The following is a 19,815-nucleotide window of genomic DNA, read 5'->3' as shown; positions in this document are numbered from 1 at the left end:
GCCTTCTGCGTTACAGTTTGCGTTCCCCATCAGGAGGTCGTGACATGACGGTTGCTGGCAAGCGCCCCAACTTCCTCATCATCACCACGGACGAGGAGCGATTTCCGCCTCCGTACGAGAACGAAGAGGCCCGTCGGTTTCGTGTCGAGAATGACCGGGTCGGCCAGGAGCTCCGCAAGCATGGCATCGAGTTCCTCCGGCACCACACGGCCTCCACGGCCTGCGCGCCCAGCCGCACCACGCTCTACACGGGGCAATATCCGTCGCTTCATGGCGTGAGTCAGACGCCCGGCATCGGGAAGTCCTCGTTCGATCCGGACATGTACTGGCTGGCGCCCAACACCGTTCCCACGTTGGGGGAGTACTTCCGGAAGGGCGGCTATCAGACGCACTACCGGGGCAAGTGGCACATCTCCGACGAGGACATCCTGGTGCCGGGGACGCAGACGGCGCTCATGAGCAATGACGTGAGCGGCGACGCCTACCCCGAACGAATCGCCCTGTACGAGCAGGCCGGGCGTCTGGAGAAGTTCGGCTTCTCAGGTTGGATTGGCCCCGAGCCCCATGGCTCGTCGCAAGCGAACGATGCCTCGGTTCGCGACCCAGGCTTCGCCGACCAGGTCTGCCGGCTGCTGAGTGACCTGGAGCATCAGGCCGCGAAGGGTGACGCGGCGCCGTGGCTCGTCGTGAGTTCCTTCGTCAATCCGCACGACATCGTCTTCTCGGGCCTGCCCTGGTTCACCGAGTTCAGCGACCTTCAGCAAGCGGGGAAGCTGCCGGACGTGGCCCCTTCGCCGACGGCAGGTGAGTCGCTCGAAAGCAAGCCGCGCTGTCAGAAGGACTACGTCTACACGTATCCGCGCATGTACCTGCCGCAGCGCGACACCGCATCGTACCGGCAGTTCTATTACTTCCTCATGGCGGAGGTGAGTAAACACATCCAGCGGGTCTACGAACATCTCAAGAAGACCTCCTTCTTCGAGAACACCATCGTCGTCCTTACGTCCGACCATGGTGAGATGCTCGGGGCTCACGGCGGCATGATGCAGAAGTGGTACAACGCCTATCAGGAGACGCTGCACGTGCCGTGCGTCATCTCCAATCCAAGGCTGTTTCCGGAGCCCCGGAGGACGGAGGTGGTGACGTCGCATGTGGACCTGGTGCCGACGCTGCTGGGGCTCGCCGGAATCGACGCGGATGCGGCCCGGCGAGAGCTGGCGCGGGACCACTCGGAGGCGCAGCCGCTGGTGGGCAGGGATCTGTCCGGTCTGGTGCTGGGCCGGGAGGCCGAGCGGCATGAGCCCATCTATTTCATGACCGACGACAACGTCGAGTCGGGGCTCCAGATGACCAACAACCTCACCGGCCAGGCGTTCGCGGGCGTCATCCAGCCCAAGCACATCGAGACGGTGGTCACCCGCCTCCCTGAACTCACGGGAGACACGCTCTGGAAGTACAGTTGCTATTCGGACAACCCGCGCTTCTTCGCGGGCGCGGCGGGGAACTCGGACGAGGTCGCCACGGCGCGGTTCATCCCTCGTGAGTACGAATGCTACGACCTCACGGAGGACCCGCTGGAGACCCGGAACCGGTGCAGCGCGGTGGCGGCGCAGCCTCTGCCGCAAGACATCCGTGACGCGCTCGACAAGGTCCTGAATGAGCAGCGGGAGAAGAAGCGGCTGCTGCCCCAGAGCCTGAATCGGAACGCGGCGCCGAAGGGTCCGCTGCGGGACTGAGCCGCGAATCGCACTTGGGGCATCGGCGGCGAATGAAGGGGGCAGGTCAGGGTGACGCTGGACCTGCTCCTCGCCGAATGAGGGTCTGTGCCGTCCATGACCTGCCGTGTTGTCACGACCCAGCAAGAGCTTCCTTCAGCTCAACGGGTCTCCGCGTCAAGCCACGGACGGCTTCGAACGCCCGGTTCTTGTTGTCGTGGTCGTTCGGGCATGCTGAAAAGGCGGAAACGCGAGCAGCAGAATGCAAAGGAAAGCCGATGACGACATCGCTCTACGACCTCAGCGTGCCCACCTTCCTGCAGACGGTGAGGGCCGTCGCAGGCTTTCTCGACCGTGCGGCCAAGCACTGCGCTGAGACGGGGGTTGATCCCAACGACTTCGTGAACGCGCGCCTTTTCGACGACATGGCGCCCTTCCACTTTCAGGTCGAAGCCACATGGCACCATTCCGTGTGGGGGGTGGAAGCCCTTAAGACCGGTGTGTTCGCCCCGCCGGCCTTGGTCGGACCGGTCCCTTTCGCCGACCTGCAGGCGATGATCGGCAAAGCGGAAGTGGCGCTAGAGGCGTTCACGCCCGACGAGGTCAACCAATGCGCGGGCAAGGACCTGGACCTTCAAATCGGGCCGCGGAGGCTCGCCTTCACGTCGGAGACGTTCATTCTCTCGTTTTCCCTGCCGAACTTCCATTTCCACGCCGTCACTGCCTACGACATCCTCCGCTCGCGCGGTGTACCGATCGGTAAGCGTGATTACGAAGGCCGGCTGCGTACTAGATCAGCCTAAGCCGGAGATTCGTTGTGGAGGCAGGCGGCGGGTGTTGGCGTACGTGAAGGGCGCAGGAGGGGTGAGAGCGATTCTGGAGCACCTGGGGTTGCCCACGGCGAGTGCGCACCTGGCCCCTGCGCGAGGGCCGCCCCAGAGCGCGTGGTGTTGAAGCTCAAGCAGCCACAGCCAGCCAAGCAGGCGCAGGAAGAATTCGTCGCGAGCAACCGCCACCTGGCGTTCAATAGGGGCCGGCTCACCGTCGAGCCCGTCAACGCGCCGTCCCAGGGGCTCGTCGGGAAGATGTCACCTTGACGACCAGGCCCTGAGTCCGAGGAGACAGCAGATGCGAAGAACGATGCGCCCGTACGTGATTTGCCACATGGTGCCCTCCATCGATGGGCGCATCGTCACGACGAGATGGAAGCTCTCATCGCGTGCCCTGTCCGAGTACGAGCGGACGGCGGAGACGTTCGACGCCGATGCCTGGATGATTGGCCGGATTTCGATGGAACCCTACGCGGGGAAGGCGAAGGTCCCGGCGCGCAAGTCAGGCCAGCCGATTCCAAGGACGGACTTCATCGCGAGGCGCGACGCGGAGTCCTACGCCATCGCGCTGGACCCCTCGGGCAAGCTCACCTGGAAGTCGGGCTCCATCGATGACGAGCACGTCATCACCATTCTCACGGAGCAGGTCTCTGACGACTACCTGGCCTTCCTCCAATCGAAGGGCGTCTCCTACCTGTTTGGCGGCAAGACGGAGCTGAACCTGAAGTGGGTGCTCGAAAAGCTCCGAAAGGACTTCGGCATCAAGCGGTTGCTCCTGGAGGGCGGTGGGAAGATCAACGGCTCCTTCCTGGCAGAGGACCTCATCGACGAGCTGAGCGTCTTGGTGGCGCCCATCGCGGATGGCTCCATCGGAACGCCTTCTCTGTTCGATGCGGGCGAGGGAATGGGCCCGGTCCGTCATCTCAAGCTGGTCTCCTGCGAGCCGCGGAAGAGCGACATGCTCTGGCTGAAGTACAAGGTGCGCAAATCAGACTCGAAAAGGTAAAGGGGCCGGGTGAAGTGCCACGTTAGCGGCGCCAGGTCTCACGGGCGCCGTCAGCGGAGCCCAGGGGCGTGGTACGGAGCTCGGAGGGGGGCTCGCGGCCCTGCTTCCGGTACTCATGCACGAGCGCCTCGATGATGTCCGGTGGTTGGATGGCGCGGCCCGCCTCACGCGCGATGAGCGCGGCCGTCAGCACCACGTTGCGAATCTGCCCTCCGGCCAGGTCCGCCGTCGCCGCCAGTCGGTTCAACTCCTTGGCGGGAAGTTCGTGCGCCATTCCCAGATGCGTGGTCCAGAGCGCGCGCCGCTCGGCGGGTCCGGGCAGGGTGAAGTCGATGATGGCATCGAGGCGGCGCGTAAAGGCTGAATCGAACCGGCTCTTGCTGTTGCTGGTCAGGATGGCCACGCCGTCGAAGGCCTCGATTCGCTGGAGCAGGTAGTTCGTCTGGGCGTTGGCGAACCGGTCGTTCGAGTCCTTCACGTCGGTGCGCTTGGCGAAGAGCGAGTCCGCTTCATCGAAGAGCAGCACCAGGTCGGCATGCTCGGCCCGCGCGAAGAGCTGAGAGAGGTTCTTCTCCGTCTCACCGATGTACTTGCTCGTCACGGATGCCAGATCCACGCGGTAGAGCGGCAGTCCGAGTTTCGTGGCCAGCCATCCCGCGGCGAGCGTCTTGCCCGTGCCCGACGCGCCCATGAAGAGTGCCCGGACGCCCGCGCGATAGCGCACCGTCGCGGAGGGGCCCAGGCCGTGGACCAGATCGTCCCGCGCGCGGCACCGCGCCAGGAGAAGCTCCAGTTCTCGTTTCACCTGGGGCACGAGGACGATGGCGTCGTCGTGGATGGCGTCCATCAAGGGCTCCGCGAGCGTGCTCATGCCCTCGGATTCCGCCTCCCAGGCCGCTGCGAGCACGTCTTGCAACTCGGGCGCCGGTCGCCCGTCCAGCTCCGCCTTCTGCCGGGCCAGCCGGCCAAGCTGGGCAATCCGCCCTGCTCCCTGACGGTGCCGTCGGGCCAACTCCTCGGCGAGGTCCGGTGCGCCCAGTGAGGACTCCCACAGGGCCCGCCGTTCCTCGCTGGGAGGTCGGGGAACGGACCAGCGCAACACCGCGCGGTCCGCCGCGTCGAGCGTGCCCTCGGGGCCGGTGATGGCCAGCACGGGGCCGTCGTAGTACGGCACGTTGGGAAGCACCTTCCGCTCGCCGGGCGCGAGGTCGTGGACATGAATGGGAAGCAGTCCTCGCTGAATCAGGAAGGGCCCCAATCCCCGCTGTAGCTCTGCTCCGAGGTAGAGGGGGGCTCGTCCGAGCGTCATGGCGACCGCCGCCGCCACGGTGCGGGTTTCAGAAACCGACGTGCCGCGCAGCACGAGCGTCGACCGAGGCGAGCCTGCGAGAAAGCGCGCATGCCGGTGCACGCCATCCATGAGGGAGGAGGCAGCGGTACCTCCATGAGGCGGGCCGAGCCGAGCGTTGCCCCAGGCCAGGTGACGTCGTGCCCGGACAGCGCCAGGAAGAGCGGCAGCGGCATGGCCAGCGTTTGCTCACACAGCGGCAGGTCCTCCCGGAGGCGCGTCAGCAGCCCGCTACCGAGGGCCGCTCCGGCGGTGAGGAGGAGCAGGGCCTCCTGGTCTCCGGAAGCGGCCGGCGCCAGCGCGCTGGAAACCAGTCCCAACGTGGGCCGGGAGGCCCCCACGGGCGCTTGAAGATACGTGACGGCTCGGCCCACCATCGGGTCCTGTTCGACGGCGGCGACCAGGGCCACTGCCAGGAGCTCCACCAGGGAGAGCCCGAGCACGTCGCCGAGCATGACGAGTCCAGCATCCTCGGAGCCCGGACGTGTGCGGCGCTCCCGAGCGCGAGCGACCCAGTCCCGCCCCGTTGCATCCAGGTGCTGTCGCAGGAAGCGCAGCTCGATGGCGTCTCCATCCCCTGAGTCCTCTTGTGTGAGGGCCAACGCCGCGAGGACCGCGGTGCGAAGGGGCAGGGCGGTCGTCGTCATGCTCCGGTCTCGTCGTATTGATAGTGGTACTGGATGACGCGGGCGAGCCAGGGAACCCAGCCCGGGTTGATGTCGAGCCCCGCGCGGCGGATGCGGATATCCACCTGCGAGGCCGCGAAGACGACGTCCAGATGCGTGCGGGTCGCGACGAGGCGGCCGGGACGGAGGACGAGCTCTCTCAGCCCCATCTGTGCCAGCCGCCGCGTGACGCGGCCCACCGCGAGGAGGGCCGCGCGCAATATGAGGGTGGCGTCATTCCAGGGGAGCCGATGCGCCAGGGGCGTCGTCAGGTATCGGTCGAACGGTGGGGGAAGCGCTTCCCCGTGAGATGTCGAGGCGAGCGGTAACCGGGTCCGTGCGTCGAAGGCAACGCAGCGTCCCGTGGATTCACGGACGAGACGGAACGGTGCCCGCGCACCGGCGCCTGTCTGGAAGCGCACTGGGAGGACGAAGGGGCTGGGCTCGGGCAACGGCTCCGCTGCGGCCTCCTGGAGTACGCGGAGCAATGGATCCGTCGAAGGAACACCCAGGCGCTCGGCGACGTGACGGAGGAAGCGCTCCGGGATTCCAAGATCGGCGAGGGCCGGGTGTCCCGCCAGGAACTCCTCGAGGCCCAGCGCGTTCAGCATGGGCAAGAGGAAGAGCAGGCCCCCTGCGACTGTGGGGAGCGATTCCTCCGTCGCGTAGCGCGGGAGAGTGTCTTGAGGCGTGGCTCCGGTGTCTCCGGGCGCCTCGTCGATGTCCGCGGGCCCAGGGCGTACCCTCGCCTGCGGAGCTGCAGTCACCCCCGCTGGAGACGCGGGTATGGCATCCAGGGGCTTCGTCACCTTGTCGGAAGAAGGGGCGCCGGAAAGCGCCCGCACCGATGGAGGCGACGACGCTGCGATGACAGCAACCATGCCCGTGTCAGCGGGGGCAGTGGGCGCGTCCGGCTTTGGAGGGGCTTGTCGCGGCGGTTCCCGTGACGTGGGCAGGTGCGCCGTAGGGAAAGCCTGGAGCGCCTCCAGCACCCGCCAGGCCCGCGATGCGAGATTGGGCGCGGCTACCCGGGATGGTACGCGCGTGCAGAGCGCCACCGAGGCCAGCCACAAGGCACGGGCGTCGCCGGCTCCCCAGATTCGTGTCCAGCGCGCGAGGGTACGCCGGAGCGGTTCAGAGACCTGCTCCGTCGCGCCCACGTCGTCCAGCGCCAGCCGCGGCGCCGGGCGGGACGGCAGGTGTCCCCACCAGGCTCGGGCGAGCGCGGGTCCATCCTGCCATCGCAGCGCGCCCAGCAGGGGGCCAGTGCGCCGAGCGCGTGCAGCTCGGAGACGAGCGTCACCGCGGCGGCAGGGCGGTCCCGTCCGCAAGGCGCTGGCGAGCGCGAGGCGGAGCGCGTCGTCTCGGGACATCCCCGGGTGCAGTCCAGGAACGGCCAACCGCCAGAACCAGGCGTCCAGGGGCAGCCCTTGGGCAAGCCGGGTGGCCAGCAGCACGAAGGGTTCCAGTTCATCCCGGAAGTAGACCGCCTGCGCGGTGGCGGCGGACTGCGACTTCGCATGCACCGCGAGCCGCGCCAGCTCGCGCACGCGTTGCTCCACGACGAGCGAGAGCGTGGCCGGGCTGCGGTCCGCGTGAATCGTCCCGAGCGACAGCTGGCGGATGACCAGCACCCGGCCCCCGGGAGCATCCGGAAGGGAGGCGGTGCGCAGCGCATCCTCCAGGAGGACCGCCCCTCTCCGGACGAGCGCGGTGCTGGCCGCCGCGAGCTTCACCTGACGCACCCGCCGTTCCGCGGTCACCGGAGCAGTGTCCGCCGCGGCGTCGGGAGCAGGCCGCCTCGCTGCTCGGGCTCGGAGAACTTCGCCACCGTCTTCTCCGCGAGGTTCACGCTGGCCGCGCTCGTGGAGAAGACGCGCGCGCGGGCCGTTCCGGTGCCCAGGTCCTCCACCACGGCCTGGACCGTGTGAACGCCGGAGGCGAGCAGCACATGGGTGCCCACGCGGATGCGCGATGGGTCCACTTGCAGGTCCAGCACCGTTCCCACCCTGGCGGGGGCTGGCTTCGGCAGGTGCCCGGCGACGATTTCTCCCACGGGGGCGTGGCTCGCGAGCAGCAGCGCCGAGCGCACCAGGTCGTTCATCAGCGCCACGGCCTCGGTGCGTGACGGGTTCATCTGCGCGAAGAGCCAGTCCACCAACTCCTGAAGCTGGCGCCGGCTCGTGACCTCCAGCGTGTTCCACTGGGGCAGCCGGGCCAGGTCCCTCAGGTCCCACGGCGCGTCATACTCGCTGAGCATCGACGCCCATTCCATCCGGACGCGTGGAGGCACCTCGCCGAAGAGGAAGTAGAGGTACGTGGCCACCTTGGCGGTGTTTTCCAACTCACGGGCCGCGGCTCGAGCGACGTCCGGCCGCCCGTGCGCGGTGTCCATCAGGTCGCCGAACGAGGTGATGGGCAACGCCAGCTTCACCAGCTCCGCCCAGCCGCGGTGGAGGAGGCTGGCCAGCTCCAGCGTCGCGGTGACGACCCTGGCCTGGGAGACAACCTGGCTCTGCGCGGTGAAGACACGGTTCACGCCTTCACCCGAGCGGCTGGGCGCGCGGGTAATCTGGGGGAGGGCGGGAGGAACGCGCACCGTGGCGCGTTGCCGAGCCCCTTCCAGGGTCCGGTGGACGAGGTCCAGCCGGTCCAGGCGCTGGAACAGCGATGGCCCCTGGGCGAACCAGTCCAGCGGGGCGTCGCGCAGGAGCTGGATGAGGGCCCAGAGTTCTGGTGGCGCGGCGCGTGTCTCCGCGAGCGCCGCGGGCAGCTCCGACTCGTAGATGCCGGTGTCCAACGCGCGGACGGGCGTGGCGCGGTCCATGACCTGCGCTCTCGGCCGGTGGTAGACGAGGAAGCGAACGTGCTCGCGCAGCACCAGGGCGCGCCGTTCGTTGATGCGTTGCAGCCGGGTCTGCTCCTCGGCCAGGAGCGCGCGAGCCACCATGACGTCCTGGCGGGACTCGGAGACTTCCGTGCCAATCACTGTCAGGCGCTCGCCTCCCCGTGTCTCATGGGCCCGGAGCACGCTCACCAGGCGCCCGCCTTCCTCCAGGGCCTCTCGGTATTGCATGACACGGTCCTCGAGGTTCCGCAGCACGGCCAGCACGTCTTCGAGCTGGGCCACGGACATGGAGAAGTAGGTGGCCTCTTCCGCTCGCGTGGGCACCTTGGGCGCCACGTAATGGGTGAACACCTGGTTCCAATCCTCCGCCGTCAGTGCACGCAGCTCGCTCAACGGAATGTCGATGCGCGGCTCCGGGGTGGGGATGGGCGGTGGCTGTCCGTCCACCGGCACACGTGACCGACGCCACGGGGGGACCTTCACGTTGGGGACTTGCACGGCCTCGAGGTTGAACTCCATGCCGGAGAGCAGCGTGAACAGCTTCCCGAGCACCTCTCGCTTGATGGCCATCGCCGAGTGAAGCGTGCCGATGACGGGCGACACCTTGAGGAGCCGGTCCCGGAGGTTGGTTTGATCCAGGTAGCGGACCGTGGACCAGCTCACCTTGCGCTTCGTGTTCAGGACCCCGATGAACTTCTCCACGTCCGTCAATGTGGCGACACGCGTCTCTGCCTGCGCGACGTCCGTGAGTACGGGAGACGCCGTCATCACGGCGGAGCTGGTGCTGCCCAGCATGAGCTGGCGGACCCGATGGATTTCCGACTGGACCTGAAGGAAGGCCGCGTCCACGGCCTCATCGACTCGCTGGATCCGGTTGGACAGGTCGCGCATCAGTCCGCGCAGGCCCTGGGTTCGCTGGGTGGTGTGGAGGGGCGAGCGCACCGGCCGATGCCACAGGAGGTTCTCACGCGCCCTGACAATCACATCCAGTTGGTCGCCGCGGCGGATGGCCGCGGGCGCGGAGCGTGCCACCTCGGTGCCGAGCGTCTTCCAAGGCGTCCAGGTGGTGCCATCGAATCGGGCGTACCGGATGCGTCCGTTGACCGCTCGGGACAGGACATCCAGCACGCCCTTGCCTGGCGCGGACAGCGCGGCGGTGAGCGAATGGCTGTTGCCCAGGTCCTTCCACTCGCTCCACACCAGGCCGTTGAAGCGCCGGTGCAGCAGGGAGCTGCCCGTGAGCGCGACCAGATCCACGGTGCCGTCATCCGGTGAGGCGCAGGCCTTGAGCCAGCGGACCTCCCGTCCCAGCGAGTGGTTCGTCCAGACTGCCGCGCCCTGCGTGGGGTCCGGGGAGACGGTGACCTGCTGGATGTTGCGCTGGGCGTCCAGGAGGAAGGCCATGAGCTGGCCACGCGACACCACCGCCGAGATGGGCTCGCCCTTGAACGCCAGCGGCGTCTCAAAGGGTTTCGGCCGGATGACGCGTGAGGCGGTGACGGTCATCCACCAGAGTGAGAGGACCTGCCCTCGGAGGGCCTGGTAGAAGACGTCCGTGCGTCCCTCGGAGGGAGACACCGCGGCGGCATCTCCCATGACGTCGCTCGCCAGCACGCGAGGACTGCTCCAGGGCTGATTGCTGACCCGGGTATCCAGGTAGGTGTTGTGCAGGTTGCCCTGGTCGTCCCGGAAGTAGACGTCCAGCCGCCCGCGCGGCCACATCGCCGCGACGGGCACGGAGCGTGACCTGACCCTGCCCTGAAGCACGGGCGTCACCTTGCTCCACGCCCGGCCGTCGAAGGTCCGGTAGCCCAGCGTCCAGAACGGTCCCCGGAACAACACATGCGCCCGGTCCTCGGTGGAGATGACCACGGGCGCGGAGGTGAGCTGTCCTGCGAACTCCAACCGGGGCGTCGGGTCTCCCTGCGGCCGAGGCAGCAAATCGGAGCGCGCATCGACGGCCAACTCCCAGGACGGCTCGAAGTGGTTCTGGAGGTAGGCCTCGGCCGAGGGCACCGTCTCACCCGAGGTTCCGTAGTCCTCTTCGGTGGGGTTCGTCGGGTCGGCGGCGGGGATGTAGCGCGCCTCGTCCGGGTCGGCTTCCGGGTCCACCAGGGGATAGTGCTTGCCGGTGGCGCCGTACAGGGTGTCCTTGAGAGTGCTCATCCGCGCGCGCACGACGATGCGCCGCTTCAGCCATCCACCCAGGCGCTGAAGTCCTTCTTCGATGGCGGCGAGGAAGGCGGGGTCCAGCGGTGCGTCATGCAGCAGCCCCGGTTCATAGACGGCGCCAGGCACGGGGACGAGGATGCGAACGCGCTCCTCGCGGGTGATGTCCAGCGGCTCCAGGGCCGCGCTGGCCATCGCCACCGTGTCGAGCTGCTCCAGTGGAATGGGGACCGCCTCCAACTCGAACCGGTCGGGGAAGAAGCGCCGCGTCCAGGCGCGGTAGTCCACGGCGTCCGGAGGCAGCACGCCCACGGGCGGCAGGCGGCGGAAGTAGAGGATGGCCTTGTCCTGGGCGAGCCGCTCGGGGGGAAGCTCCGCCAGGTGGTCGTTGAACTGGAGGATGCGCGCCTGCCACAGCACGGGCGAGCCGCGGGACTTCAGTAACGGCGTGCGCGCGCGTGGCAGTCCGCCCGCCCGCGCCACCGCATGCCTGTCGACGAACAACGCCTCCGGACCGTCCGGACCCTCCTTGAAGCCCAGCAGACCCAGCGGAACGCCCGCGTGCTCCCAGGGGGCGAGCAGTCCACTCCGGCGACGGCGTTCCCGCTCGAAGAGGCTGTACACCAGCCGGCTGCGCCAGCGCAGGGAGTAGTCCTGCGGCATGTACCAGCCCTCGGGCCAGCCCCAGAGCACCAGCGCCGCGCCCTCCGTCCGCACCGCGTCCTCGAATGAATAGGACTCCGGGTCCACTTCGCAGGCGTCCGTCTGCGAGGCGGGTGGCGTCAGCACGGACGTGGTGGGGACCAGCACCAGCACCGCGGCTCTGGGAAACGGCAGCGGGTCCACGGGGGGCTCCTCGTTGGCGAGTGCCTCCAGGGAGAACGTGGAAGGGTCCCGGTGTCCTGGGAAGAGGGGAATCGCTCCCAGTGGGGCGCGGAGCTGCCGGCGGACGATGACGTCCTCGCCTGTCACGGCGATGCCGTTGCCGGGCCGGACATGGATGAAGGGCTGCGGGCCCACCCGCTCCAGATGAACCTCCAGCCCGGCGACGATGCCCGGCGTGAGGTGCTGGCCCAGGAGCGCCAGCCTCCCCGCGCGATGTTCCTGTTCCAGCGCGAGCGCGTCCGCCGACACGGCGCGTCCCGTGAAGAAGTGGGCCCTCCTCCGCCACTCGGCGTCCACGCCGAAGGGCGCCATGCGTGGCTCCACGCGGAGCACATGTTCGTTGGCCAGTGGATCCGCAATCGGCTTGGTGATCATCTCTCAGCTCCGCAGCGCCAGGAACGCCTCGTCGAGCGACACGCCTTCATCCAGCAGCTTCTTCAGCTCCGTCACGAACGTGGCGTAGGCCGCGGCGGTGAGCGTCATCACGTAGGCCCCGATGTCCGGCATCCGGTAGGACGCAGCCAGGGTGGCCAGCGGCACGTTCAGGAGGCTGGGTTCCGCCTCGAGCCTCGCCAGGCCCTGCTTGACGGTGGCAGGGAAGCGGTTGAGCGCGGCCATGTATTCCTTGTGCTGGAGGCGCTCCAGCCGCAGCGTGGCGGAGGCCAGGCCCGCGAACTGCCACCGCGTGGTTCCGTGGGCGAGCGTGTTGAGCACGGGAACGAGCTGGCCAATGGCCATGGCGGTGCCGCGCTGGGGCAGGGCGGAGAACTCGTCATAGAGCTCCGCCTGCCGGAGCTTCTTCACGAGCTCCTCGAAGTGCTGCTCGCCGTCGTGGTCCTCCGGTTCGGGCAGCGGCTGGCCCACCGCGGAGTGGCGGTGCGGCAGGCTGCGCCGGCAGGCATACCAGAGGGTCCTCGAGCCGGAGAGCAGCTCGCTCCACGCCGCCTCCACCAGGTCTGTCACGGGCGCTTCTGGCACGGGCTGGACCTGCCAGCGGCGCGTGAGGTCCAGCAGGGCATGCGCGGGCAGCCGCCGCGCCACCTGTCCCACCGCCGCCGCCCGCAGCTTGAGCGGCGCGGCGCGCAGCACCTCGCGGAGGCCCTCCAGGCGCTGCGCCATGCCATGGCGCGCCACGGGCACCATCACCAGGACGGACACCGACTCCAGGGCCTCGCCCGTCTGCGTGAGGTCGATGGGGGGCAGTTGCAGGGACTCGTCGAGGATGGCGCCGAGCTCGTCCTCGGCGACCACCGTCAGCTCGACGTCCACTTCGGGCGGGAAGTAGAACTCCGTGAGGCTGCCCGCCTCGATGGCCGCCGCGGGCAGGGTCCCCGCGGCGGGCAGCGTGAAGAAGTGCTCGCTCGCGAGGAACCGCTCACTCTGGCCCGCCGCGCGACGCGCCTGGAGCACCTCCTTCAGGTGCTGCTGATATTGAAGCGCGTGGGCTTCACGCAGCTCCCGTGAGGCAATGCCGAAGCCCACCACGCTGCGTTGTTCGGCGCCCACCTCACGCCGCACCAGGAAGGTGTCCAGCCAGCGGAGGGTGCCTCGGTCCAGTGCCAGCATCGCCAGCGGCAGCGCGTCCACGGGGAGGTTCCGCATCCCCGCTCCGGCGAAGACTTCATGGGCCGCGCGGCTGCGGCGCGTCTCGAAGTTGCCACCGCCCACCGGGTCTGGGTAGGGGATGAGCGTCAGCGCCACCGCCTCGATGATGTCGCCGTCCTGTGTGGTCCGCGCGGCGCCCAGCGACGTGGGGTACGAGGCCACCGGGTTCGCCGTGTACTCCACGGGGCGCAGCACCAGCACGTACAACCCAGAGCGGCTCCGCGCCAGCTCGCGCGGCACGGGGGCGAGGCCGAAGGCCGCGTCCAGCCGTTGAATCTCCGGGATGTCGTCCAGGCGGATGTCCGTCAAGTCACGAGGCACGACCACCAATTCGCCGCCGGGTGTCAGCCCATGGCCCAGGCGGATGGTGAGCGTCGTGCGGTCCTGGCTGGGCGTGACGGTCAGCCCGTGCATCACCCCGGTGCCATTGGCGCGTGAGAGGTCGGCCTGCCGCGTGAGGAAGTAGTTCTGCTCCCGGGTGAGGTCCTTCGCGGTGAGGAAGCGCCCGTCGAAGAAGAAGGAGCGCACGCGCCGGTCGTCGTGCACCATTGCCCGGGCGGTCTCCAGCGCTTGTGCCGTCTCCCAGGTGAGCTTCTCCCGGGCGGGTCCACTGGTTGGGTTGAACACGGTTATCCCCCTTCGAGAGAGTCGGGCCTAGAAGACGCCCATCCACCGGGCGAGCGCGGCGGTCGAGAGGCTGAAGGGCCTCAGGTCATTGTCGACGTAGACATTCCCCTGCCGCGTGGGCCGCACCTCCGTGCCGCGCACGTCCTCCACGTCCGTTGCGCCGATGACGACGCGCGCGAGGAAGACCCACGCGGGATCCCTCATCTTCAGGTCGGGTTGGGTCGGGTCCGTCAGCAGCGAGGCCGGGATGAAGGTGTCGCTCCACAGCTTCGCCAGCTCCTGCTCGCGGCTGCCTCGCCAGGCGCTGAAGATGGCCTGCCGAAGCTTGATGCGCCGCTGCACCGGGTCTGGCTCGTCCACGGGGTCCGGGAAGGGGCTCTTGGGGACCTCTGGAGGGGGATACGCCGTGGAGCGCGGCACCAGCCGCAGCTCGTAGCCGTCGCGAATGCGCGAGGCGACCACGGCGTCCATCGCGTCGAAGGGCCCCGTCGCGAAGGCAGGCGTCTTGCCGCGCTCGCACTGGAGGAAACGCAGGAAGAGGTCCGCCACCACTCCGGTGGGCGGAAATCCTGCGGCATCGGGGCTCAGCCGGTACTCGGCGGGCGTGAAGACGCCGAAGTCGGCCATCGCCAGCGGCTCCTGCCAGTACCAGCGGTCCAGCTTGAGACACGCGTCCGTGGGCACTTCCACCAACCGGCCGAAGGGGTCCAACGCGAGCCCGGCGGACACCCGGAGCTCCTCATGCTCCGGCTCGGTGCCTTCGTGGTGACTCACCTTGAGCCCGGCCACCGTTCCGACGCCGTGGAGGTACGCCAGGGCCCGGGTGAGCCGGCCTCGGTGATAGGTCTGCTCGGCGGTGAAGTCTCCCGCGTCCAGGAGCACGCCGGTGTCGTAGTGGAGCCGGTCTCGCGTCTCCGCGTCGAGCAAGGCGTCATTCGGGGGCGACATGGTCATCAACCTCCTTCCAATCTGGGGTCCAGGCTCGACGGACGTTCGATGACGTCCGCGAGCCCCAGCACGCTGTGGCCCACTCGCACCGAGGTGGGGGCGGGGGCGGGCCCGACGTAGGTGTCCACGCCCACCAGCGACGCGACGCCGACGAGCAGCGGACGGCTCGCGGTGATGACGGAGACCTGCACGTGCGCGGGGGCCTCCTGCTCCGCCACCTTCCGGATGAGGCCCAGAGTCCGCGTGTCCGTGCCCTGGTGCACCAGCACCGTGAGCCGGTGTGCCAGCCGCTCCAGGAGCTGCTCCACCGCCTCCGCCTCCGCCCGGCTCTGCAGCGTTTCGTCCCCGAAGACGGCCAGGAACTCCTTGCGCGTCTCATCCCCGAGGAAGAGCGTGTCGCCCACGTAGGAGTTCCCGCTCCGGGCCAGGCCCGGCAGCAACGGGTCCTCCGCGTCCGCGAGGTCCGCGCCGAGGATGGTCGCCAGCGTGCGCCGAAGCCGGAAGTCCTCCACCACCACCACGGCGCCTCGGTTCACCGCGCCGTCGGTGACGAGGTCCAGCGCCAGGCGCAGGCCCTCGACGCAGCCGCGCCGCCGGGCGAGCGCGGGCGCGGACCGGAGCATCGCGCGCCGCTGGCTCTCGCCCACCACGGGGTCGAAGGAGAGGCCTACCCAGCTCGCGAGCCACTCCAGCGAATCACCAGGCACGTGCCCCGGGTCGGTGAGCACGTGCGCATGGGCGATGCGGTCTTCGATGGGCGTCAGCACACCCTCGACGATGCCGAGGAAACGCTCCAGGAAGTCCGCGGGAGTCGCCCGGCCGGCGGCGTCCGCGTCCTCGCCGAAGAGCTCCTCGCGATAGAGGGACGGCAGGTAGTTGTCCACGTAGGAGAAGCGGGATGCATACGCGCGCAGCGCTCCCACTTCGGGCGTCCGGCGTCCGTCGCCGAACAGCTCCACCCGCACCCACAGGTACCGTCCGGAGAGCGCACGCACCTTCGCGTGGGCGCGCTGGATGAGGACGGTGAACAGGCCACTCTCGCCTGGGGCCGGCGGCGCGGGCAGCATCCCTGGCTGGAACGGCACCTCCGACGGCAGCGGTACCCAGCTCCCGTGCGGGACGTCTGGATGAACAGGGGCTTCCGGGATGAGGCCCAGGCGATGCTCGTGCCAGTGCGGCGAGGCGCTTGGCGGAGCCAGGGGTTCGTCGGTGGCGGCGAGCCAGACGCGCACCCCGGTGCGTGGGGGCAGCAGCGCTTCCACGTACAGGCGGTGCCACACCGTGCGCCCGTCGCCCGAGTCGAAGGGCCGGTTCGGCGGGTTGGCGGCGCGGCCCCGCTCGGCGCACCGGGGCAGCGACAGGGCTTGAAGCGGCACTGGCGCCATGTGGGCCAGCCCTGGGGTGACGGCGTGGTGCGGAGGCTGCGCCCCCTGGAGAAAGGGCCCCCGTCATGGCCGGGCAGGGGAAAGTAGTCTCCCTGGGGAATCGCCTCTGACGCACCGGCCGGGAGCGCGTAGGCCACCGCCTCCACCTTGCCGTCGTCGAGCAGTGACAGCACCGCGGCGCGGCCGTCCGGAAGGATGGCGAGACTGAAGGGCCGCAGCACGCCCGGGAGCGCGACGGGCGTGGAGAAGCGGCCCGTGTAGAAGCGCAGCCGCGCGTGCGCCGCATCTGGGGGCACACCCGCGAGCGCCGGGTCCATGACCCAGCTCAGCACCGCCAGCCGTCCCTCGGTGTCACAGGCGAGCGCCACCGGCACTTCGCCAGGCCACGCGAGCGTCTCCAGCACCCGGGTCCGAGGCGGGTCCGGGTTCTCTTCCATCGGGCGGAACAAGCCAGCACCGGAGGGAATGGACAGGACGTCCGGAAGCGGCTGCCCGTCCACCCTTCCGAGCACGGCGGGAGGCGCGTTGGGTGCGAAGGAAGGCGGACCGCTCAGGACGTAGGCGCCACCCCGCGGGTCCGCGGCGATGCGGTGCGCGGCGATGCCTTCGGCCGGGAACACCACGGCGGACCACACCTTGCGCAGGTGGAGCGCCACCACGCGCTGGGCCACCGCGAGGTAGAGGATGCCGCCAGATCCAGGCGACAGGTCTGTCACCGCGCCGGACAGCCCTACCTGGGCGGGCTCGAATCGCAGGGTGGTGCCTGCGCCTCCGCCCGCCGCGCGCACCTGCCCGGCCACGTCGTCCCACCAGGCCCACGTGCCGAAGGCGTCCACTGCGCCCGGCACGCGAGCGAGCCTGGGCTCCAGCACCGCGAGGTCGAGTGCTTCATCGAAGGTGCGGCTCTCTCCCAGGCTCCCCAGCCGGAGCGTCCTGCGCTTCGCGTCGTAGAGACACACCTCGCCCGCGGAGACCGAGCTCTCCGTGACCCAGTCCGGCGCGTCCGCCAGCATGTAGAACCGGAGGCGGTTGGCGTCCATCAGCAGACCTCGGGGACCATGGGCACCGCCACGCCCGCCTGCGAGGAGTCCATGCCGCCGCTTCCCTCATCGCCGATGCCGTGGAGCATCGTCGGCACCTCTCCGTCGGCATTCACCGCCACCTTGAGCAGCTCCGGGAGCTGCCAGTCCGCGATGGACAGCTCCACCGGTGTCGTCGCGGTGCTGCCCTTGAGCTGGAGCCAGCTCGGGTTGACCGGGCCCTCGGCCTGCCGGACGGACGGGGCAGGGGGCTCCACCGTGAAGCGCGCCACGTCGGCCGAGGCTCCGGCGCGGCGAGGGTCTCTCAGCACGCGCGTCACCGTTCCCCAGGCGAAGAGGCTCACCCCGGCGATGCTGGCCACCCCGGGGACCTGCGCCACCGCGACATAGAGCTCCCGGTCCTGGACGTCCCGGCCCAGCGGCCAGCCCTCTCCGGTGGGACCTCCCGCCGGCAGCGGGAAGATGAAGCGGCGCACGGCTTGCCGCACCGCCTGCACCACCGTCTCCCTGCCAAAGCCCTCGCGCACGGTGATGCCCACGCCGAGCCCCAGTGGGACGTACTCGCAGCCAATCACGTAGAGCTCGGTGGTGAGCGGCCGGCGCGCATCCAGGTAGGCATGGACGGCTTCCAGCAGCGGCCGGTCCGCCCGCGGGTAGGGCGGCTCCAGCCGCGTGGCCGTGGGCAACACCATGACGGAGACGACACCGGGAACACCGTCTCGCCGTCGCCTTGGCTCGAAGCGGGGCAGCACCTCCACGCGCCCCAGTTGCACGCCGGGGTGCTCGCCGCGAGCCGCCGGTAGTCCTCCTCCGTCACGGCCCGGTCTACGTGGCGCAGCAGCGCGGGGATGCGGCGCTCGGCCTCCGCCAGCGTCTCCGCGTCCCGGCCACCCAGCGTGGGCTCCGGCTGTTGCACCCGCAGCCCCGGCGCGGGGCTTCCATCGACCCGGAAGGCGCTGATGTCCTTCAAGCTGCCAGGCGGGAGGTTTCCCGCGGCGCCGCCGCCGCTGCGCATCCGGGCCACCAGCACCTGGGCACCCGCGGGAGGCACGCGTCCGCGCACGCCGTCTCCACAGCGGGCGGCGCCCGCCTCGGAGTCCAGGGCGTAGACGGGCTCGTCGCGGCGGGCCAGCGCGAGGTCTTCGATGAGCCGCCACTCGCGGTAGCCCGCCCCTGGCTCTTCGATGAAGAGCTGGAACGTTGCACGCTCCACGGAGCCGGAGGGCAGGCGAAACTCCTGCTCCGCGTTGCCGTCGCTCTGTCCAATCAGGCGTCCGCCGGTCGTCTCGCGTTGGTCCACTTCGACCGCGTTGATGTCCACCCAGCCCAGCGCGAAGCGCTCCGGTTTTCCGCTGGGACGCAGGCGCAGCCAGGTCACCAATCGCGCCGCTACCCTCGGGTCATCCAGGCGGGGCGGCCGGTCGCCCAGGCCGGCGCGCGCGTCCGCCCTCACGTCATTGACCGGCGCGCCCAGGTCGGATGGCAACAGCAGCCGCACGACGCCCCGGCGGGACAGCTCCTGCGTCGAGTCCGCCACGACGGTGAGCCGGTGGTACACCGGCAACCCGTCCGCGGCGGGCGTGCCCGTCACCTCCCAGACGTGCGGCAGCCGGCCGCGCGCCCCGAGCAGCTCGGACAGGGCGGGGACCTCCATGACGGGGGAGACGCCCACGCTCAGGACGCGAGGCCCTTGTCCGTTCCCCTTCGTCAGGTCCTCACGGAGGGCCGCCACGTGTTCCGCCTTGGGGGCGAGCAGCGCGAGCCACAGGCTTCCGTCCACCGTCTCCGTCACCAGGTCCAGCCCGCGCGGGTCAGCGGCGCCGAGGGGGAACACGGGCGTCGTCGCGTAGAAGCCGTGCTGGGCCTTGGGGTCCAGGCCGTAGACCTGCGCGAGCCGGGGCAACATCGACGCGTGCTGCTGACGCTCCGTCTCCGTGAGCGGGCGCTTTCGGTACGCCTCGGCGGTGAGGTGCACCACGGTCAGCTCATCCAGCGTTTCGAAGGGCACGGGCTTGCGCAGCGAGGCGAAGGCCCGCAGCGACACGGAAGGCTGGAGCACCTCGGAGTCGAAGTGCACGCTCACCACGCCGGTGGCGGCCTCGGCGGGGCGCAGGCTCGCGCCCAGCAGCCGAAGGAAGGCCAGTCGCTGGCGCTCGGGGATGAGGTTGGCGCGGTAGAGGATGGAGTCCGCCAGCCAGGCGAAGAGCTCCAGCAGGGTGCGCCCCGGGTCGCCCACGCGGGCATGGGTCCACTCCGGGGTATGGCCCGGGATGCGGGAGAGCAGCTCCTCGACGAGGTCCGGGAAGCTCCTGTCGTCGAGTCGGGGAGGAACGATGGGCATCTAGCCTCCGAGGTCCATGGCGAGCCCGAGCTGCTGCACGTCACCCGTGCGGCGCAGGCGGTAGACGATTTCCACGCGGACCTGGGCGGGCAGGTCCGCCATCTCCAGTACGTCCACGCGAATGAGTTCCAGGCGCGGCTCCCACTCGGTGAGCGCGCGCTGCACCAGCTCCTGGATGCGCCGGCGGGTGGACACGGTGTTGGGCTGCCCCACCATCCGCTCCAGCCCGGCGCCGAAGCCCTGCCGCATGAGCTGCTCGCCGGGGCGCGTGCGGAGGATGACCTCGATGGACTGACGCACGCTGGCTTCTAGCGAAGGAAACGCCAGCTCACCGCGTTCGTCCGGCACGAGCCGCAGCGGAAAGCCCACGGGAGGGCGCCTGTCGGGAGGCTTCGGGCTCATG

General features: G+C 69.6%; 15 protein-coding genes. 4 read left to right on the top strand and 11 right to left on the bottom strand.

Going from position 1 to position 19,815, the window contains the following annotated elements:
* Positions 1-44 precede the first annotated feature (44 nt).
* From QEG98_RS23980 to QEG98_RS23965, 4 genes are all read left to right on the top strand, one after another.
* On the top strand, positions 45-1,736 hold the full coding sequence (locus QEG98_RS23980) for a sulfatase-like hydrolase/transferase (RefSeq protein ID WP_316562965.1): 1,692 nt from the start codon (positions 45-47) through the stop codon (positions 1,734-1,736).
* 257 nt (positions 1,737-1,993) lie between these two features.
* Positions 1,994-2,518 carry a DUF1993 domain-containing protein gene (locus QEG98_RS23975; RefSeq protein WP_316562964.1) on the top strand — a complete coding sequence of 175 codons (525 nt, stop codon included), beginning with the start codon at positions 1,994-1,996 and terminating at the stop codon, positions 2,516-2,518.
* 141 nt (positions 2,519-2,659) lie between these two features.
* Positions 2,660-2,812: a hypothetical protein gene (locus tag QEG98_RS23970; protein WP_316562963.1), complete on the top strand. Its 153-nt coding sequence runs from the start codon at positions 2,660-2,662 to the stop codon at positions 2,810-2,812.
* A 31-nt stretch (positions 2,813-2,843) separates the two neighbouring features.
* A complete protein-coding gene (locus QEG98_RS23965) occupies positions 2,844-3,551 on the top strand; it encodes a RibD family protein (RefSeq protein WP_316562962.1) in 708 nt (235 codons plus the stop codon).
* A gap of 22 nt (positions 3,552-3,573) precedes the next feature.
* Here the strand turns inward: QEG98_RS23965 and QEG98_RS23960 are convergent, their stop codons facing one another.
* From QEG98_RS23960 to QEG98_RS23910, 11 genes are all read right to left on the bottom strand, one after another.
* Positions 3,574-4,860, bottom strand: a complete 1,287-nt coding sequence (locus QEG98_RS23960; RefSeq protein WP_316562961.1) for an ATP-binding protein — start codon at positions 4,858-4,860, stop codon at positions 3,574-3,576.
* Positions 4,857-5,546 (bottom strand): hypothetical protein, encoded by a 690-nt coding sequence (locus tag QEG98_RS23955; protein ID WP_316562960.1) that lies wholly within the window; start codon positions 5,544-5,546, stop codon positions 4,857-4,859. The genes QEG98_RS23960 and QEG98_RS23955 overlap by 4 nt, the downstream gene beginning before the upstream one ends.
* Complete coding sequence (locus QEG98_RS23950; RefSeq protein WP_316562959.1) at positions 5,543-7,327, bottom strand: hypothetical protein; 1,785 nt, start codon at positions 7,325-7,327, stop codon at positions 5,543-5,545. Before QEG98_RS23950 ends, QEG98_RS23955 begins: the two co-directional genes overlap by 4 nt.
* Positions 7,324-11,778 carry a hypothetical protein gene (locus QEG98_RS23945; RefSeq protein ID WP_316562958.1) on the bottom strand — a complete coding sequence of 1,485 codons (4,455 nt, stop codon included), beginning with the start codon at positions 11,776-11,778 and terminating at the stop codon, positions 7,324-7,326. The genes QEG98_RS23950 and QEG98_RS23945 overlap by 4 nt, the downstream gene beginning before the upstream one ends.
* 66 nt (positions 11,779-11,844) lie before the next feature.
* Positions 11,845-13,698: a hypothetical protein gene (locus QEG98_RS23940; protein WP_316562957.1), complete on the bottom strand. Its 1,854-nt coding sequence runs from the start codon at positions 13,696-13,698 to the stop codon at positions 11,845-11,847.
* 27 nt (positions 13,699-13,725) lie between these two features.
* A complete protein-coding gene (locus tag QEG98_RS23935; RefSeq protein WP_316562956.1) occupies positions 13,726-14,646 on the bottom strand; it encodes a hypothetical protein in 921 nt (306 codons plus the stop codon).
* Positions 14,647-14,651: 5 nt separating this feature from the next.
* A complete protein-coding gene (locus tag QEG98_RS23930) occupies positions 14,652-15,413 on the bottom strand; it encodes a phage tail protein (RefSeq protein ID WP_316567954.1) in 762 nt (253 codons plus the stop codon).
* Positions 15,407-17,071, bottom strand: a complete 1,665-nt coding sequence (locus QEG98_RS23925; protein ID WP_316562955.1) for a hypothetical protein — start codon at positions 17,069-17,071, stop codon at positions 15,407-15,409. Before QEG98_RS23925 ends, QEG98_RS23930 begins: the two co-directional genes overlap by 7 nt.
* On the bottom strand, positions 17,071-17,760 hold the full coding sequence (locus tag QEG98_RS23920; protein WP_316567953.1) for a baseplate J/gp47 family protein: 690 nt from the start codon (positions 17,758-17,760) through the stop codon (positions 17,071-17,073). Before QEG98_RS23920 ends, QEG98_RS23925 begins: the two co-directional genes overlap by 1 nt.
* A complete protein-coding gene (locus QEG98_RS23915) occupies positions 17,643-19,412 on the bottom strand; it encodes a putative baseplate assembly protein (RefSeq protein WP_316562954.1) in 1,770 nt (589 codons plus the stop codon). Before QEG98_RS23915 ends, QEG98_RS23920 begins: the two co-directional genes overlap by 118 nt.
* Positions 19,413-19,814, bottom strand: coding sequence for a GPW/gp25 family protein (locus QEG98_RS23910; protein ID WP_316562953.1), 402 nt, complete (start codon positions 19,812-19,814; stop codon positions 19,413-19,415).
* Between the last annotated feature and the right edge of the window lies 1 nt (position 19,815).

Source organism: Myxococcus sp. MxC21-1 (genome assembly GCF_032612255.1).
GTDB lineage: Bacteria > Myxococcota > Myxococcia > Myxococcales > Myxococcaceae > Myxococcus > Myxococcus virescens.
The sequence above is the reverse complement of the archived record's forward strand: the minus strand, read 5'-3'. Positions and strand labels throughout refer to the sequence as shown.

Coding starts and splice junctions, on each gene's coding strand:
- QEG98_RS23980 (WP_316562965.1), top strand. CDS start 45: ATGACGGTTGCTGGCAAGCGCCCCAACTTCCTCATCATCACCACGGAC.
- QEG98_RS23975 (WP_316562964.1), top strand. CDS start 1,994: ATGACGACATCGCTCTACGACCTCAGCGTGCCCACCTTCCTGCAGACG.
- QEG98_RS23965 (WP_316562962.1), top strand. CDS start 2,844: ATGCGAAGAACGATGCGCCCGTACGTGATTTGCCACATGGTGCCCTCC.
- QEG98_RS23960 (WP_316562961.1), bottom strand. CDS start 4,860: ATGACGCTCGGACGAGCCCCCCTCTACCTCGGAGCAGAGCTACAGCGG.
- QEG98_RS23955 (WP_316562960.1), bottom strand. CDS start 5,546: ATGACGACGACCGCCCTGCCCCTTCGCACCGCGGTCCTCGCGGCGTTG.
- QEG98_RS23945 (WP_316562958.1), bottom strand. CDS start 11,778: ATGGCGCCCTTCGGCGTGGACGCCGAGTGGCGGAGGAGGGCCCACTTC.
- QEG98_RS23935 (WP_316562956.1), bottom strand. CDS start 14,646: ATGTCGCCCCCGAATGACGCCTTGCTCGACGCGGAGACGCGAGACCGG.
- QEG98_RS23925 (WP_316562955.1), bottom strand. CDS start 17,071: ATGGACGCCAACCGCCTCCGGTTCTACATGCTGGCGGACGCGCCGGAC.
- QEG98_RS23915 (WP_316562954.1), bottom strand. CDS start 19,412: ATGCCCATCGTTCCTCCCCGACTCGACGACAGGAGCTTCCCGGACCTC.
- QEG98_RS23910 (WP_316562953.1), bottom strand. CDS start 19,814: ATGAGCCCGAAGCCTCCCGACAGGCGCCCTCCCGTGGGCTTTCCGCTG.